General features: G+C 64.9%; 13 protein-coding genes. 4 read left to right on the top strand and 9 right to left on the bottom strand.

Annotated elements, in window-relative coordinates:
* The first annotated feature begins 8 nt into the window (after positions 1 to 8).
* Positions 9 to 2,393 (top strand): endopeptidase La, encoded by a 2,385-nt coding sequence (gene lon, locus UNPF46_RS27175; RefSeq protein WP_142252049.1) that lies wholly within the window; start codon positions 9 to 11, stop codon positions 2,391 to 2,393.
* 5 nt (positions 2,394 to 2,398) lie between these two features.
* Entirely contained in the window at positions 2,399 to 2,554 is a 156-nt protein-coding gene (locus UNPF46_RS37700) for a hypothetical protein (RefSeq protein ID WP_174718766.1), read from the top strand.
* A 71-nt stretch (positions 2,555 to 2,625) separates the two neighbouring features.
* Here the strand turns inward: UNPF46_RS37700 and UNPF46_RS27170 are convergent, their stop codons facing one another.
* The 9 genes from UNPF46_RS27170 to UNPF46_RS27135 form a co-directional block, all read right to left on the bottom strand.
* Positions 2,626 to 2,928 (bottom strand): HU family DNA-binding protein, encoded by a 303-nt coding sequence (locus UNPF46_RS27170; RefSeq protein WP_025037698.1) that lies wholly within the window; start codon positions 2,926 to 2,928, stop codon positions 2,626 to 2,628.
* Positions 2,929 to 3,270: 342 nt separating this feature from the next.
* On the bottom strand, positions 3,271 to 4,503 hold the full coding sequence (locus tag UNPF46_RS27165; RefSeq protein WP_100175439.1) for an acetyl-CoA C-acetyltransferase: 1,233 nt from the start codon (positions 4,501 to 4,503) through the stop codon (positions 3,271 to 3,273).
* Positions 4,504 to 4,624: 121 nt separating this feature from the next.
* Complete coding sequence (locus UNPF46_RS27160) at positions 4,625 to 6,088, bottom strand: GH1 family beta-glucosidase (RefSeq protein WP_142252048.1); 1,464 nt, start codon at positions 6,086 to 6,088, stop codon at positions 4,625 to 4,627.
* Between the two features lie 135 nt (positions 6,089 to 6,223).
* Complete coding sequence (locus UNPF46_RS27155) at positions 6,224 to 7,807, bottom strand: hypothetical protein (RefSeq protein WP_142252047.1); 1,584 nt, start codon at positions 7,805 to 7,807, stop codon at positions 6,224 to 6,226.
* A 404-nt stretch (positions 7,808 to 8,211) separates the two neighbouring features.
* The gene (locus UNPF46_RS27150) at positions 8,212 to 8,613 is read right to left on the bottom strand and encodes a hypothetical protein (protein ID WP_181770134.1); all 402 of its coding nucleotides are present in this window, start codon (positions 8,611 to 8,613) and stop codon (positions 8,212 to 8,214) included.
* A 61-nt stretch (positions 8,614 to 8,674) separates the two neighbouring features.
* Positions 8,675 to 8,842, bottom strand: a complete 168-nt coding sequence (locus UNPF46_RS37695) for a hypothetical protein (protein WP_174718768.1) — start codon at positions 8,840 to 8,842, stop codon at positions 8,675 to 8,677.
* A 143-nt stretch (positions 8,843 to 8,985) separates the two neighbouring features.
* Positions 8,986 to 9,321, bottom strand: coding sequence for a hypothetical protein (locus UNPF46_RS27145; RefSeq protein ID WP_246668744.1), 336 nt, complete (start codon positions 9,319 to 9,321; stop codon positions 8,986 to 8,988).
* A 112-nt stretch (positions 9,322 to 9,433) separates the two neighbouring features.
* Positions 9,434 to 11,905 (bottom strand): TonB-dependent receptor, encoded by a 2,472-nt coding sequence (locus UNPF46_RS27140; RefSeq protein ID WP_174718769.1) that lies wholly within the window; start codon positions 11,903 to 11,905, stop codon positions 9,434 to 9,436.
* A gap of 163 nt (positions 11,906 to 12,068) precedes the next feature.
* Positions 12,069 to 13,427, bottom strand: a complete 1,359-nt coding sequence (locus UNPF46_RS27135) for a histidine kinase (RefSeq protein ID WP_181770133.1) — start codon at positions 13,425 to 13,427, stop codon at positions 12,069 to 12,071.
* Between the two features lie 142 nt (positions 13,428 to 13,569).
* Here UNPF46_RS27135 and UNPF46_RS27130 point away from each other — a divergent pair, with 142 nt between their 5' ends.
* Both UNPF46_RS27130 and fghA read left to right on the top strand, forming a co-directional pair.
* Complete coding sequence (locus UNPF46_RS27130; RefSeq protein WP_014493646.1) at positions 13,570 to 14,190, top strand: response regulator; 621 nt, start codon at positions 13,570 to 13,572, stop codon at positions 14,188 to 14,190.
* Positions 14,191 to 14,265: 75 nt separating this feature from the next.
* Positions 14,266 to 15,111, top strand: a complete 846-nt coding sequence (gene fghA, locus UNPF46_RS27125; RefSeq protein ID WP_142252044.1) for an S-formylglutathione hydrolase — start codon at positions 14,266 to 14,268, stop codon at positions 15,109 to 15,111.
* Positions 15,112 to 15,333 lie beyond the last annotated feature (222 nt).

The raw sequence follows: 15,333 nt of genomic DNA, 5'->3' as shown, positions 1-15,333 counted from the left end.
GGTCGATCATGGCCACCGAACAGATGAACAACGAACAGACCAATAACGACGTGAAGATCCCCGACGACGCGCTGATCATCATCCCCGTGCGGGAGATGGTGCTGTTCCCCGGCGCCATCGCGCCGATCACGATCGGCCGGGCGAAGTCCATCGCCGCCGCGCAGCAGGCGCTGCGCGAGCAGCGGCCGATCGGCATCGTCCTGCAACGCAGCCGCGAGACCGAGGAGCCCGGACCGGACGACCTCTACCGGGTCGCCACCATCGCCAACATCGTTCGCTACATCACTGCGCCCGATGGCACCCACCACATCGTCTGCCAGGGCGTGCAGCGCGCGCGCATCCTCGACTTCCTGCCGGGGACGCCGTTCCCCGTTGCGCGCTTCCAGCAGATCCCCGAGCCGACCACGACCTCGCCCGAGATCGAGGCGCGCGCGCTGAACCTGCAGCGCCAGGCCATCGAGGCGATCGAGCTGCTGCCGCAGGCGCCGCCCGAGCTGGTTGCGATGTTCCAGAGCACCAGCGCGCCCGGCACGCTGGCGGATCTGGCGACCTCGTTCATGGACATCAGGCCGCAGGACAAGCAGGAGGTCTTGGAGACCATCGACCTCGCCCTGCGCGTCGAGAAGGTATCGAAGCACCTGGCCGAGCGGCTGGAGGTGCTGCGCATCTCCAACGAGATCGGCCAGCAGACCAAGGCCTCTTTCGACGAGCGGCAGCGCGAGGCGATCCTGCGCGAGCAGATGGCGACGATCCAGCGCCAGCTCGGCGAAGGCGACGGCAAGGCGGCCGAGGTCGCGGAGCTGACCGCCGCGATCGCCAAGGCCAACATGCCACCCGAGGCGGACGCGCACGCCAGGAAGGAGCTGCGCCGCTATGAGCGCATGCCCGAGGCCGCCGGCGAAGCCGGCATGGTCCGCACCTATCTCGACTGGCTGATCGAGCTGCCCTGGGCGCTGCCCGCGGAGAAGCCCATCGACATCAAGGAGGCGCGAGCCATCCTGGATGCCGACCATTTCGGCCTGGAGAAGATCAAGACCCGGATCATCGAATATCTGGCGGTGCGCAAGCTGGCGCCGCAGGGCAAGGCCCCGATCCTGTGCTTCGTCGGCCCGCCCGGCGTCGGCAAGACCTCGCTCGGCCAATCCATCGCGCGTGCGATGGATCGCCCCTTCGTGCGCGTCAGTCTGGGCGGCGTGCATGACGAGGCCGAGATCCGCGGCCACCGGCGCACCTATATCGGTGCGCTGCCCGGCAACATCATCCAGGGCATCAAGAAGGCAGGCGCAAGGAACTGCGTCATGATGCTGGACGAGATCGACAAGATGGGCCGCGGCGTGCAGGGCGATCCCTCGGCTGCGATGCTGGAAGTGCTCGACCCCGAGCAGAACGGGACGTTCCGGGACAATTACCTCGGCGTGCCCTTCGACCTGTCGCGCGTGGTGTTCATCGCGACCGCCAACATGCTGGACCAGATCCCGGGCCCGCTGCTGGACCGCATGGAGCTGATCAGCCTCGCCGGCTACACCGAGGACGAGAAGCTGGAGATCGCGCAGCGCTATCTGGTGCGGCGGCAGCTGGAGGCCAACGGCCTCACAGCCGACCAGGCCGAGATCGAGCCGGAGGCGCTGAAGCTGGTGGTCAAGGGCTACACCCGCGAGGCCGGCGTGCGCAACCTCGAGCGCGAGATCGGCAAGCTGTTCCGCCATGCCGCGGTGCAGGTCGCCGAAGGCACGGCTGCGAAGGTCGTGGTGACGGCGAAGGACATCGCCACCATGCTCGGCCAGCCGCGCTTCGAAGGCGAGATCGCGCAGCGCACCAGCATTCCGGGCGTGGCCACCGGCCTTGCCTGGACGCCTGTCGGCGGCGACATCCTGTTCATCGAGGCTTCGCGCGTGCCCGGCAAGGGCGGGATGATCCTGACCGGCCAGCTCGGCGACGTCATGCGCGAGAGCGTGCAGGCGGCACTGACGCTGGTGAAGAGCAAGGCCACGCAGCTCGGCATCGACCCGCAAGCGTTCGAGAAGAGCGACATCCACGTTCACGTGCCGGCGGGGGCGACCCCGAAGGACGGACCGAGCGCGGGCGTTGCGATGTTCACGGCGCTGACGTCCCTGCTCACGAATCGCACGGTGAGGAGCGACACGGCGATGACCGGCGAGATCTCGCTGCGCGGCCTGGTGCTGCCGGTCGGCGGCATCAAGGAGAAGGTGGTGGCTGCGGCCGCCGCCGGGTTGAAGCGGGTGATGCTGCCGGCGCGCAACAAGCGGGACTACGACGACATCCCGAAGAGCGCACGGGACAACCTCGAATTCATCTGGCTGGAGCGCGTCGACGAAGCCATCGCCGCGGCGCTCGAGCCCCATGTCGATGCGAAGGTCGAAGCGGCGGAGTGAATGCGATGAAGAAACTGCTGGAAGAAGCGAACAGATCGCGGAAGACACAGCGGCTGCGCCAGCTGCTCGGTCGTGCCGTCGATCGGGTGCGCGATGCGCTCGCAGGACCCGAGCCCCGGCTTCAGCCGGTCCCGATCCGGGTGAAGCGCCGCAAGGGTTGAGCCCTCCGTCTCAGGCCCTCGCGGCTGCCCCAAACAAAAGGCCCCCTCTACCCGAGGGGGCCTTTGCGTCGTTAGCCCACGGCGTCCTTGGCCGCCTTGACCGGGCGGGCGCGGACGATCTTGCGGGCCGGCTTGGCCTTGAACATCATCTCTTCGCCCGTGAACGGGTTGGTGCCCTTGCGAGCCTTGGTCGCGGGCTTCTTGATGACCACGAACTTGGCGAAGCCCGGCACCAGGAACAGGCCGTTCTTCTTGAGCTCCTTGTGACCGACGTCGGTCAGCGTCTCCATGACGTTCTTGACGTCGCGCTTGGAAAGCTCTGTGGCGGTCGCAATCTTTTCGATCAATTGCGATTTGGACATTTGGGTTGCCATCGTGTCTCCTCTGATTCGTGACGGCTGCATATTAGACCAACCGGCGAAGGCCTATAGCCTTCTGCACAGTTTTGTCGCGATTTTACGGGCTTTTTGCCCCGCTGTGACAAAAAACCCTGCATTTTAGCCACTTCCAGTGCGGAAGGAGCCTTGAGCAGCGGATTTTGCCTTGTTTCAAAGGCCCGCACGACATCTTGCTAGAACTGATTCGCCGTTTTCGACAAGCGACGACCGGCCTCTTTCTGAAAGGCCGGTCGTGTTTCACCCTGAAAAATAAGGGTCGGAGCGCATGTCGCGGTCTTCCTCCCCGTAAAAACAGGGAGAAAGCGAGGTGGCGATCGGCTAGACGCGCTCGATGATGATGGCGGGCGCCATGCCGCCGGCGGCGCACATGGTGACGAGACCACGCTTGAGATCGCGCCGTTCGAGCTCGTCGAGCACGGTGCCGATCAGGATCGAGCCGGTGGCGCCGATGGGATGACCGAGCGCGATCGAGCCGCCGTTGACGTTGACCTTGGCGCGGTCGAGCTTGAGGTCGCGGATATATTTTTCCGCCACCACCGCAAACGCCTCGTTGATTTCGAACAGGTCGATGTCGTCGATGGTGAGTCCGGCCTTCGCCAGCACCTTGCGCGTCGCCGGCACCGGCGCGTTCAGCATCAGGGTCGGCGAGTCCCCCATGTTCGCCATCGCCACCACGCGGGCGCGGGCTTTGAGGCCGTGCGCCTTGGCATAAGCGGGCGAGGCCAGGAGGATCGCGGCGGCGCCGTCGACGACGCCGGACGAATTGCCGGCGTGGTGCACGAAGTCGATCTCGAGATCGGGATATTTCTGCAGGATCAGGCCGCGATAGGTGGTGCCCTTGTCGTCGAGCGCGTAGTCGGCAATTGCCGGGAATGCCGGCTTCAGGCTGCTCAGTCCCTCCATCGTGGTCTGCGGCCGCGGATACTCCTCGTGGTCGAGCGCGAGGCTGCCGTCCTCGCGGTGAACAGGCACGAGGCTCTTCTTGAAGTACCCGTTCGCCATCGCATGCGCGGCACGCTTCTGGCTCTCCAGCCCGAGCGCGTCGACATCCCTTCGGCTGATGCCTTCCATGGTCGCGATCGCGTCGGCGCAGACGCCCTGATGCGACTGCGGATGCGTGGCGCGCAGGTGCAGATTGCCGTTGTCCATCATCATCGGGCCCGAGCCACGGCGCCCTTCCATCGACATCATCTCGCAGCCGCCGGCGATGACGAGATCTTCCGCGCCCGCCATGATCGAGGATGCCGCCATGTTGACGCTGGTGATGCCGCTTCCGCAGAACCGGTCGAGCGTCACGGCGCTGGCGCGCACGTCGTAGCCGGCATCGAGCGCCGACATCCGGCCGAGATCGCCGCTTTGGGTCGCGACCTGCGCGCTGCAGCCCCAGACGATGTCGTCGACATCGGCGGTGTCGATGCCGGTGCGGTCCGCGAGCGCGCGCAGCACGGTGGCGCCGAGCTGCTGCGGATGAATGCCGGAGAGTGCTCCCTTGCCGGCCTTGCCGACGCCGCGCGGGGTCCGGCAGGCATCGATGATCAGCGCGTCAGCCATGGGCGTTGTCCTCTTGTTATGTGCGTTGAGGACGGTTTTGAATCAGGGGGCGAGTTGAGTCAATGCGCGAGGCTCAAGCCCTCCCTCCGATTTTCCGCCGCGCGGTTGGTCATGGAAGCCGCTACGCCCCCGCCGCGTTGTTCGCGATCACGTTGCGATAGAAGCTGGCGCTGAGTTTGGGCGTACGCACCTGGGTGTCGAAATTGACGTGGTACAGCCCGAAACGCTTGTTCAAGCCATACACCCACTCGAAATTGTCCATCAGGCTCCAGAGGAAATAGCCGCGCACCGGCACGCCCTCGGCGGTGGCCCGCTGCAGCTGGGCGAGGTAGTTGCGCAGGTACATGATGCGGTCGGTGTCGTAGATCTTGCCGTCGGGCGTCACGACGTCGTCGCCGGAGGCACCGTTCTCGCTGATGTAGATCGCATCCGTCTTCCAGATCTTGGCCGCCAGCTTCGGCACCCAATAGATCGTCTCGGGCCCGACGCGTAGCCAGTCCGAGTTCATGTGCGGAAACGATTTCGGGATCGGCAGCGGCATGAAACCCGCGCCCTGGTCGGTGGCCACCACATAGTTCTGCGGCGCGTAGATGTTGAGGCCGAGGAAATCGACCGGCGAAGAGATGATCTTCAGCTCCGCATCGGTGTATTTGGGCGCGTTGGGCCCGGCGAATTTCAGGAAGGCGTCGGTGTAGCGGCCCGTCATGATGACGTTGAGATAGCCGGCGTTCATCTCGCGCAGCGCGATCTCGGCGGCCCGCACATTCTCCGGCGTGTCGATCGCCGGCAGACAGGCGTCGACGTTCTCGGCCGGGCCCACTCTGGTGCCGCGCCGGCCATGGGCGCGCACTGCCTGCACCGCGAGCCCATGCGCCAGCGCGCTGTTGTGCCTGATCTGGTTGACATCGGCCTGCGGCAGCGTCAGGCCGGGCGCGTCGATGCCGATGCCGTAGCCGAAATAGACGAAGCGGCCGCTCTCGTTCAGCGTGAACACGTTCCTGACGCGGTCGGTCAGACGAGCGGCGACATAGGCGGCGTAATCACCGAAGATCTTGCAGGTCTCGGTCGAGCGCCAGCCGCCGAAGCGATCCTGGAGCGATTGCGGCAGGTCCCAGTGATAGAGCGTCAGCCACGGCTCGATGCCGTTCTTCAGGAGCTCGTCGACCAGCCGGTTGTAGAAGTCGAGCCCCTTCGGGTTGGGCTTGCCGTCGCCGTCCGGGAACAGCCGCGGCCAGGCCACCGAGAAGCGGTAGGCCTTGCAGCCGAGCGCCTTGATGAGCGCGATGTCCTCCTTGTAGCGGTGATAGTGCTCATTGGCGCGGTCGCCCGTGGTGCCGTCTTCGATCTTGCCGGGGATGCGCACGAACTTGTCCCAGATCGAGGCCCCTCGCCCGTCCTCGTTGACCGCGCCCTCGACCTGATAGGACGAGGTCGCCGTGCCCCAGACGAAGCCCGCCGGAAAGCCGCCTCCCCTGCGCGGCTGCGATGCCGGCCGGGCCTCGGCCGCATGGAGCGAGGCGGTCAGACCGGCTGCAGACAGCCCCGCGAGTTTCGCGAGCCGGCGACGCGAGACCTTGTCCGACATTGATGCAGCTCCTCTTCCGACCTGTTGCGGCCGCACAATGGCGAGTCCGGGGCAGTTTGAGAAGCGGGCGAGCCGAGGGCTGAGCGTGCAGAATCGCCGGACGTGGCAAATTGCCCTCCCTGGATCCATGAGCTCTCAGTCGCACGCTCGGGATGTGTGGCGGATCTTGTAGAGGACGAAGCGCCCGGACCCATCCAATTCCTCCAGCAGGTCTGGCAGCGGGTTCGCCGTCGCAGGGCCGACCAGATAGAGATAGTCGTAATCCCGATACCAGGTACGGACGGCAGCGGTTTCTTCGGGCTCGGTCGTTCTTCCTTCGGCGATGGCACGGAGCAGGCGTATCGGCACGGGCCCCCCATTGGGGACGGCGAGGCGGCGGAGTTCGGCGCGCACTTGAATCGGCTGCTTCCCGGTCTCGGTGAACAGGTTCGACACGAATGCATTTGCGTAGTGCACGGCGAGCGTCGGCGCATAGTACACCGGGAACCGGGTGAGATCCTGGAACGGCGGATCCTCGCCTTCAGCGCTGGTCCCGATCAGAATCCTCGAACCACGATCGACATGCTCAAAGGATTCGATGACGGCCGAATATTCCAGACGGTAGGAGAGCCAGACATCGAGCACCAGGCCTAGATTCGCGAGCGTGATGCCACCGACAATCACAAGCGCAGCCATCGTCCACCGTCGGCCTGGCAGCGACAGCGAGCAGAAGGCCGGAAGGATCAAGGCGACTGCAGGCAGAACCCGGATATCCGCAAACGCCGTGTCAAACAGCCGCGGCGGAAGCGCAAGATAGAGCAGCGCGAAGCCGGTTGCGATCCAGATCCCGGCAGGTGCCAGCTTCAGCATGCTGCATCTGGCGGCGACGTATAATGCTGCCATCAGCACGATCGCACTCGCCCCCGAGACGGCCATGCTGTAGCCGTTCATGATGAAGAACGGCCAGAGCAGCTTGTGGTCAAGACTCCAAAAGGTCCCTTCGCTTCCGACGGACCCGGCGGTCAACCGCATGATGACCAACGACGCGACGGCCGGTGCTGCGAGCGTCAAGAACCGGAGTGCGACGTCTCGCGCAGGACACTTTCGGTCGAAGGCGCGCCACAACTCATGGAGCCCGAGCGTCGCGCCATAGACCCCCAAGGCGAAGAGATGCGACGCAAACAGCAGCACGACGAAAGCTGCGTTGACACCGAAACGCACGGGCGCCGGTTGATCGCCAACGGCCAGATAGGCGGCGATGCCGCAAAGGGCGATGCCGAGACCGCATTCGAAATTGATGAACCCCCAGGAAAGTGGAAGACAGTAGAGCAACATGAGCGCCGCGAAACCGGCGAGATGAACGCGCCGCTTCACGACCCATTCGAGCGCAAGCGCGCCGCCGACGATCAGGATCTGGCTGACGAGAAGAAACAGCCGGGTTGCGGTCTCGGTGCCGAACAGCCGCGCCATCCGCGGGACCACCAGGTCCATCGCCAGGTTCGGATAGAAGGCCCACGCCGCCTCATAATATGGATTGGCATCGGTGGCGCCCATCTCGCTCAGAAGATACATGCGGGCGAGATGGTTGACGTAATCCCCCATCGCCGGAATGGGAACAAGCAGCGTCGGGAGAAGCGAGCCGACGGCGAGCAGGGCGAACACGACGGTCGCAACCAATCGATCCGAGCGAGTGCCGCGCGCGACGAAATCTTCTGCGGTCAGGGGAGCCGGCACATTCACGCAAATGCTCCGGGCGCTGGAACCCGGCAGGGTTGTTGTTATCGTTCAGAACCATTTGCGATAGAGTCTTCTAACGACCCGTTAATCGGTTGTGCAACCGAACGAAATCTACCCGAAGAAGAGCGTCGGGGCTGATGGCGATTTGAACTTGGAGTTCCAGGGACGAACACAGGGCACGTTCGTGCGAAGGGGGCGCCTCAACCGCGAAAATGCATCGCGGCGCTTGAAACCCGCCTCGCCCTGCAGCTGCGCGTGAGACCAACGCGGTCTTGCCGGGCTCACCGCGTGCGAGGCGGTGAGCGCAAGGTGGCAGCGGAGCTGGGAGCTCGCCCGTCGCGGGCCGGGCTCGTCGCCGGCTGGATGCCAGTTCGAGGCGATCGTGCGCCTGGCGCCATTTTCCCCGGTCAGCGCGAGCGCTTCGGCAACTTTGGCAGCTTGCCGGGCTTGAACGGCGGACGCGGCTCGACGCGCGCCGGCGATTGCTGTTCGGTGAGAATAAGCGTTCCCTGGAGAATCATTCCCGGCACTTGTTGTGCCTTCGCGGTGTAGGTCGCGATCTTGCCGGGGCAGTTCCCCTCGATGTCCAAGGTGAGCTCGTCTTCCACGCCGAACACCGTTGCACGCCCGTCGGTATGGCGCTTGGTCGACACGGTGGCGGTGAAGCGGTCTCCGTCGACCTGACAAGAGCCGTGATATGTCATCAGGCTGTCGCGGCCCCAGATCTGTCCGTCTGCAACGTGGACGATCCCGGTGCCCTGGTCGAGCGGCGTCTTGTACCACGCCGCATATGTGCCGTCCTTCAGCATGGGAGCAGTCTCCCTTGGCCATTCCCGCGCGATCATCCGCATGATTAGCGCTAAGAAAGCGTTAATCGCGCGGCCCGTGCCAATCCGGCCTGTCCTTGCGCAGCTCGGCTTCAAGCTCCTCGACGATGCCGTGAAGCAGGCACGCGGCAAGCGGATCAGTCACCTCCCGTTCCAGGCGCCGATAGCGCGCGATCTGGCATTCCTGTTCTCTCAACCGGTGCTCTGTCATCAGACGGGCCCTCCAGCAAACCGACGCACAGACTGCCGAACAGTTTCGTTAAAATTTTCAGATCATTCGCCATGGTTGCTGATCGGTAAACCCGCGTGGAACTTCCACCACTGGGGCCAAATGTCCAAACAGCCCCTCTCCCTCTAGGCAGACAAGCGCAGCCAGACATCCTTGCTTGCCAATGTGCCATTCGGCGTGGCGATCTCCATGTCGACGACGTGCAAGGAGCCGGGCTCATCGCCATAGATGTATTTAAGGTGCCACATGAGGCCGAGGTCCGGTGAAATGACAAAATCGTCCAGTCCGTCGGTAATCGCCTTGATGGCCTCGCGATGCGGCAACGGTGAGGAAGACATCGCATCGATCAGGTTGGCGAGGCTCATGCCCTCGACGAGCATGAGGCGGGCGACCTCGTCGCCATAAACATGTCGGAGCGCTGCAACGATAGCGGCGACGGCATCCGGATTCTTCAACGACACGGCAAAGCGAGCCTCCGGCCGTATGATGCCGGAAGCGGGATATTTTGCGCAAGCCGTCTGCGCGAGGCGGTGGGGGCTCGCCACGCCGGCGCAGCCGGCTGCGCCTTCGCGCCTAGAACGTCACCCGCATCCCCGCATAGAACGCACGCGGCCGCGCCGGGCTCAGCGAGCGGGGATCTGTGAAGTCGTTGCCGCCGTTGGTGAAGTTCGGCAAGGCTCCGCGATCGAAGAACTGTCCGTAGGTCGCGTAGCGCTTGTCGAAGATATTGTCGATCTTGCCATAGAGCTGGATGTTCTTCGCCACCTGGTAGGAGGTGTGGAGATTGAACACCGTATAGGACGGCAGTTTCGCGAACTGGTTCGACTCGTCGCCGACCAGATACTGGCTGGAGACGAACAGCGCGTTGCCGCCGACCTTCCAGACGTCGGTGACGGCATAGTCGATGCCCACCTTGACCCGGTGGCGCGGGATCGCGGGAAGCTGGTTGCCGGGCGAGACCTGGATGTTGCCGTCGCCATCGGCGAACGGGCTGTTCGAGCCGATGGTCAACGCGTCCAGGAAACGCGCGTCGACGAAGGAATAGCTCGCCTGGAACTGAAACGTCGGCGACTTGATGTTGACTTCGGCCTCCAACCCCTGCCGCCGCGTCCGTCCGACGTTGGAGAAATAGCCGAAGCCGGTCCGCCCCGGGACGGGAATGGCGACGATGTCGTCGTAATTGGTGGCGCGGAAGCCGCCGATCTTCCAGCCGAGCGTGCCGATGTTCAACTCCTTGGTGCCGCGAAAGCCCGCCTCCACGGTCTTGGACACCACCTGCTTGAGCGGCGGGTCGGAGACCAGAAACGCCGCGATCAGGCAGGGCCTCGCGGGATCGGAGCAGCCGAGCTCCAGCGGAGTCGGCACGCGGTTGGCCTCGGAATAGCCGGCATAGCCGGTCAGCTCCGGCGTGATCTTGTAGGTGCCGCCGATCACCGGATTGAAACGCGTGAAGGTGTGATCGCCGTTGAGATCGGTCCCGAGCTGATCCTCCAGCGAGATGCGCGCCACGTTGAAACGGCCGCCGCCGGTGATGGCGAAAGCATCCGTGACGTTGAACGTGTCCATCGCGTAGAGGCCGTTATATTGGTTGACGGTCCGGAGCGAGACGGGACCGGTGAAGCCGGTCGCATCCGTACCGGTCGGCCCCAGGAAGGCGCCGCTGCCGCTGACAACGTAGTTTTCTCCCATCGCGCCGACCTCGGCGGTGGCGTTGTAGCGCGTGACGCTGGCGTCATAGCTCGTGCCCATCACGAAGCGGTTGTCGTGGCCGAACAGTTGATCGGTGTTGGTGGCCTGCCCCGATACGCCGAAGCTGGTGGAACGGATCGTGCTGCGGTCGATCTCGCCGAGGATGGTTCCGAGCGGATAGGGATTGACGAGCTGCGCGCCGTCGGTGCCGTTGGCCGGCGTCGTATCGTCGCCGAAGCACAAGAGGCCCAGGGCGGCGCATTCCTGCACGTCGGTCGGATTGCCGTCGACGAGCTTCTGTTCGTACCTGCGCACATGCGCGGCGCCTTCGAGCGTCCAGGTCGGCGTCGCATCGACCTTGCCGGTCAGGTTGAGATAGCCGACGCGGTTCGACGTCGTCTGCGGCGTGGTGTAGGTCGCACCCCAATATTTGTCGAGCAGTTCGGCCGGAACGGTGGCACTGGCGCCGAAATCGTTCTTGGCAACGCCCATATTGGCGTGGAATTCGCTGTCGCCCGCCTTGTAGCCGACATCGCCGTAGAAGCGACGCACGGTCGATTGCGAGAAGTTGCGGAAGCCGTTGTCGCGCAGGCCTTCGAGCGCGGCATAGACGCCGAAATTCTTGTCGACCTGCTTGCCCCATTGCGCCGAGCCCTGGACGCGGCCGAACGAGCCGCCCATCACGTCGATCTCCGCGCCCTGATAGGTGAAGCCGTCCTTCATTTGCAGGTTGATGGCGCCGCCCAGCGCGTTGAGGCCGAAGGCGGGATTGTTGGTCACCAGCGTCACCGACCTGATCGCGGCGGTCGGGATCAGGTCCCAGTTGACGGCATCCGAGAAGGCTTCGTTGATACGGACGCCGTTCTGATACACCGCGAGGCCCTGCGGCGTGCCCGTCACCGGCGAAGCGACGAAGCCGCGGAATTCGACATCCGGCTGGAACGGATTGCCGGTGACCTCGGTGATGTTGACGCCGGCGATGTTGTCGCGCAGCGCGTCGGTGACGTTCAGCGAGCCGGTCCGCTTGATCTGATTGGCATCGACGGCGTTGATCGACGAGGCGACCTTGTCGACATCGAGACCCCGGCCGGTGCCCGGCGAGGTCGGGTAGACGTAAAGCCTTGTCCTCGGCGCGGCGGACGACGCGGCCCCGATACGGGCGACCGGCCGCGTCGGCGCGACCCGTCGCGCCACCGACGGCGGCGGCGCCGCCACCTCGACCGGCGGCAGGTTCTGGACGTTGGTCTCCTCGTCCGGCGCCGCTGCGGCGGGACTCACGAAAACCATCCCGGACACCAGCCCTGATGACACCGAGGCCATCAACAAACGACGCTTGAACGAAAGAACCTTGCCCATCCCCGCCTTCCCATCCGTAACCACCGGCTGTTTTGATGTCCGCCGTTTGGTTGAGACGAGTGTATTCGGCGGTCGCAATCCCGCCAGCCACAAAAGGTCGGGCAATATCCGCTCCCGTTTTCCCGACCAAATCGGGAATTATTCCCGATCGTTTCGGGAGCGATCAGGCGGCCGCGGTCGGAACCAGCGCCTCGACGGTCAAGCCGCCGGCTCCGGAGACGACGTTGAGCGTGCCGCCCAGCGCCAGAATCCGCTCGCGCATGCCGACGAGGCCGAAGCCGAGCTTCTGGTCCGGCTCCATGCCGCGGCCATTGTCGCTGACCCGCACGCGGGCGCAGACGCGGCCATCGTGAGCCATCTGCTCCGCCGGCTCGATGACGACATTGACCGAGGTCGCGCCAGCGTGGCGGAACACGTTGGTGAGGGCTTCCTGCACGATGCGGTAGATGGTGAGATCGGCGGTCTCGCCGGTGACCCCAAGCGACGGCGAGATCGTGGTCTCGATCGCGACGTCGGGATGCGATTCCCGCCACAGCCGCGACAGCGATTCCAGCGCCTGGCGCAGGCCGAACTCGGCGAGGCCGACGGGACGCAGGCGCTCCAGTACGCGGCGGTTGAACTGCTGCAGCGCGTTGATCTGCTCCAGCATGGCGCTGCCATGCTTTCGCACGGCCTCGGCACTGGGAACGCGCCCATCCGCCTGCCTCGCCAGCGCGCCGGCATGCGCGCGCAGCGAGAACAGATACGGCCCGAACTCGTCGTGGAGCTCGCGCGCGATCTCCTTGCGCTCGATGTCCTGGAGCGACACCGCCCGCTCGGCGAGGCGCCGCTTGTCCTCGACCGCCTCGTGAAGCGTTGCCGCGAGGTGATTGAGCTTGGTGCAGATCACCGCGAGCTCCGGCGCACCGCCCGGCGTGACACGGGCCTCGTAATGTCCGCCCTCGAGCCTGCCCATTGCCTCCGCCAACGACTGCAGCGGCGCCAATGCCCGGCCGACCACATTCATCATCAGGAAGAACAGCGCCAGCGCGATCACCGAGCCGACCTCGAGCTGGGTCACGATGCCGTCCCAGATCTCGGCGATCTCGTCGTCCGGATGCGAGGTGATCAGGAGCGAGCCGGGCCTGCCATGGATCGAGACAGGCACGCTCACCGCGGTCTGCTCGGGATGAACCAGGCTGACGAACCAGGCTGGCGGCCCGTGCGTGTCGGCCTCGCCGTCGAGCCGGGGCGGCGTCTGAGGATTGCCGCCGGCATCCCGGAGCGTGATGCTGACATGGCGCAGACGGCTGAGGTCGCGCGCGATCTGGTTCAGCCTGGCATCCGGATCGGGCGCCTCGTTGAGATCGGCCACGATCATCTCGATGAATTCGCGCGCGAGGCGGATCACGCTCTGGTCCTCGGCCTGCACGCGGGGACCCGCCTCCGCGACCTGGCGGCCGATATTGACGGCGAGCCCCAGCGCCAGCAGCAGCGCCAGCAAGAGGTTGATGCGCCCGCGCAAGGATAGATTTTGCCACATTGGTGTCGCCCGTGCCTCGCGAAGCCTCGCCCGCCTCTGCCTGATGACGTTGACAGGGACGAAGCGGCGGATATCTAATCGGAAGCGTACAGCAATCCCGGCCGGGCGCGAAACAGGCCGACGCTGTCACAAGGAAACGCCAATGCGCATTCTGATTGTCGACGATCATCCCATTGTCGCCTCCGGCTGCCGTGCCGTGCTGGCCGACGAGGGCGAGATCGAGATTCTGGAGGCCGCCGACGCCGAGGACGGCGAGTGCGTCTTCATCGTCGAACGCCCCGACCTCTGCATCATCGACATCAATCTGCCGACCGTCTCCGGCTTCGAGCTCGCACGCCGCATCCTCGAGCGCGCGCCCGAGGCCCGCATCATCATGTTCAGCATGAACGACGACCCGGCCTTTGCCGCGCGCGCGATCGAATGCGGCGCCAAGGGCTATGTCTCCAAGACCGGCGACCCCGACGACCTCGTCGAGGCGATCCGCGCCGTCGGCGGCGGCGGCACCTATTTGCCCACGGCGATCGCGCGCAGCATCGCCTTCGCGGGGCCGACGCTGGCGCAAAGCCCATTGTCGAAGCTGAACGCGCGCGAGATGGAGATCCTGCGGCTGCTCAGCGCCGGAAAGAGCCTGTCCGAGATCGCCTGGCTGGTGCAATCGTCGTACAAGACGGTCGCCAACACCTCGTCCATCATGCGCCAGAAGCTCGGAGTGAAGACCTCGGTCGAGCTGGTGCGGCTGGCGATCGACAGCGGTGTCGCCTGACGGGGCAGCTGCCACAAATTCGGTCACACAAGCGTTGCAATGTTGATGTGGTTGAATGCCACTGGAGCTTAGGGCATGACGATTCAGACTGTCTCGACCAATAGATCCTACGGCGGCGTGCAGGGTGTCTATCGCCACGCCAGCCAGGCGACCGGAACCGACATGGTGTTCTCGGTCTACGTTCCCCCGCATGCCGACGGCGCCAAGCTGCCCGTGGTCTGGTATCTGTCCGGCCTCACCTGCACCCACGCCAACGTCACCGAGAAGGGCGAATTCCGCAAGGCTTGCGCCGAGCTCGGCCTGATCTTCGTCGCACCCGACACCTCCCCGCGCGGACCCGACGTGCCGGGCGACCCCAACAATGCCTATGATTTTGGCCTCGGGGCCGGCTTCTATGTCGACGCGACGCAGGAGCCCTTCGCGCGCAATTACCGGATGTGGAGCTATGTCACCGACGAACTGCCCAAGCTCGTGGCGGGACATTTTCCCGTCGACGCCAAGCGGCAGTCGATCATGGGCCATTCGATGGGCGGCCATGGCGCGCTGACGGTGGCACTGCGTAACCCGCATCGCTATCGCGCCGCGAGCGCGTTCGCGCCGATCGTGGCCCCCTCGGTCGTGCCCTGGGGAATCAAGGCGCTGACCGGCTATCTCGGACCGAACAAGGACGCCTGGCGCAGCCACGACACCGTGGCGCTGATCGAGGACGGGGCGAAGTTCTCCAGCTTTCTGGTCGATGTCGGCGAGGCCGACAATTTCCTGAAAGAGCAGCTCAAGCCCGAGCTGCTCGAAACTGCCTGCAGCAAAGCAGGCATCCCGCTGACCCTGCGGCGTCAGCCGGGCTACGACCACAGCTACTACTTCATCTCCACCTTCATGGGCGATCATCTGCACTGGCATGCGGAGAAGTTGAAGGGGTGATGCTTTCTCTTACCCTCCCCTGGAGGGGGAGGGTCGCTACGCATGAAGCGAAGCGCAATGCGTAGCGGGGTGGGGTGATCTCTCCACGCGGACACCGCCTCAAAGGAGAGACCGTCACCCCACCCCGCTCGCGCTTCGCGCGATCGACCCTCCCCCTCCAGGCAGGGCTATCGCATGTGACCGATAAGGCTGAGAAGGAATTCGTCTTCCCAGCCTGCTCGT

Source organism: Bradyrhizobium sp. UNPF46, from assembly GCF_006658625.1.
Lineage (GTDB): Bacteria > Pseudomonadota > Alphaproteobacteria > Rhizobiales > Xanthobacteraceae > Bradyrhizobium > Bradyrhizobium nitroreducens.
The sequence above is the reverse complement of the archived record's forward strand: the minus strand, read 5'-3'. Positions and strand labels throughout refer to the sequence as shown.